This window comes from Asanoa siamensis, from assembly GCF_016862555.1.
In the GTDB taxonomy this organism is placed as follows: domain Bacteria; phylum Actinomycetota; class Actinomycetes; order Mycobacteriales; family Micromonosporaceae; genus Asanoa; species Asanoa siamensis.
Window position 1 is genome coordinate 1 of sequence record NZ_BONE01000199.1, and the last position, 1,139, is coordinate 1,139.

Here is a 1,139-nt window from a genome sequence, read left to right on the forward strand (position 1 = left end):
TCCGGCGTGGCCGGAGACCCGGTCGGGCTCTCGACGCCCGGCCAGCACCACGTCTTCTACCGCGCCGCCAACGGGACCCTCGCCCACCGGTTCGTCAACGACGCCAACGGATCCCTCGGCGTCGACAACTGGGGCGGCTCGCTCGCCTCCGCCTGACCCCTCGCGAAGGAGCACTTGCCATGCTGCGCAGACTGTCCCGCCGGTCGGTGATCGGCGCCCTGCTCGCCCTGCCCGCCCTCGCCTGGGCGGTGCCGGCCGCCGCCGCGCCCGCCCGTCGGCCCGAGTGCGTCGCCGACCTGATCGTCGCCGACCCGAGCCTGGCGCGAGGTGCCTGATGGCGACCATTCCCTGGCTCGGTGACGTCCTGCGGGCGGCCGGGGTCCAGGTGGTCGAGGAGGGCAACTGGCGGGCCCGGATGGTGTCCGGCTCGTTCAACCCGATCGGCGTGCTCTGGCATCACACCGCCGCCACCTCCAGCCCGGGCAACCCCCACCCCGCGCTGGGCACCTGCATCAACGGCCGACCCGATCTGCAGGGGCCGCTCTGCCAGGCGCTGGTCGACTACAACGGCGTGTTCCACCTGATCTCGGGTGGCCGGGCCAACCACGCCGGGGCGAGCCGCGGCAGCGGGCCGATCCCCGCCGGCGACGGCAACACGCTGCTGATCGGCTGGGAGATCGACTACAACGGTGTCAACCAGTCGATGACCAACGCCCAGTACCAGGCGTCGCTGACCGCGACGGCCGCCGTGCTGAAGCAACTCGGGCGCGACGCGTCGTACGCCCGGGGTCATCGGGAGACCAGCACGACCGGCAAGATCGACCCGTCGTTCATCGACCTCAACGTGATGCGGGCCGACGTGGCCGCGCGGATGAACGCGGTCGGTGGCGGCGGGGTGGCCGGGCAGGCCTACCTCTACGGCGACCAGCAGCACTTCGCGGGCGTCGGCACGGGCGGCTCGCTGACCAACATCTCCTGGTCGCCGTCGACCGGCATCGTCCGGCCGGACTGGGGCGGCGTGCCCCTGGCCGGCAAGGCCGTCGGTTATGTCCACAACGGACAGCAGCACGTCTTCGCGCGGGGCACCGACAACACGCTGCGGCACTGGTGGCAGAGCGGGGCGGCGGGGCCCGGGCTGG

At 73.0% G+C, this 1,139-nt stretch carries 2 protein-coding genes and 1 pseudogene; all 3 read left to right on the forward strand.

All coding sequences use genetic code 11. The features are described from left to right. Positions 1-156, forward strand: a pseudogene (locus tag Asi02nite_RS41220) (hypothetical protein); the annotation flags it as partial. A gap of 23 nt (positions 157-179) precedes the next feature. Further along, a complete protein-coding gene (locus tag Asi02nite_RS41225) occupies positions 180-335 on the forward strand; it encodes a hypothetical protein (protein ID WP_203719478.1) in 156 nt (51 codons plus the stop codon). Continuing rightward, the coding region (locus Asi02nite_RS41230) for a peptidoglycan recognition protein family protein (RefSeq protein WP_239127738.1) at positions 335-1,139 on the forward strand (805 nt) is incomplete at its 3' end. The genes Asi02nite_RS41225 and Asi02nite_RS41230, both read left to right, overlap by 1 nt.

Excerpts from the sequence above, each read along its gene's own strand:
- Asi02nite_RS41225 (WP_203719478.1), top strand. The coding sequence starts at position 180 with ATGCTGCGCAGACTGTCCCGCCGGTCGGTGATCGGCGCCCTGCTCGCC.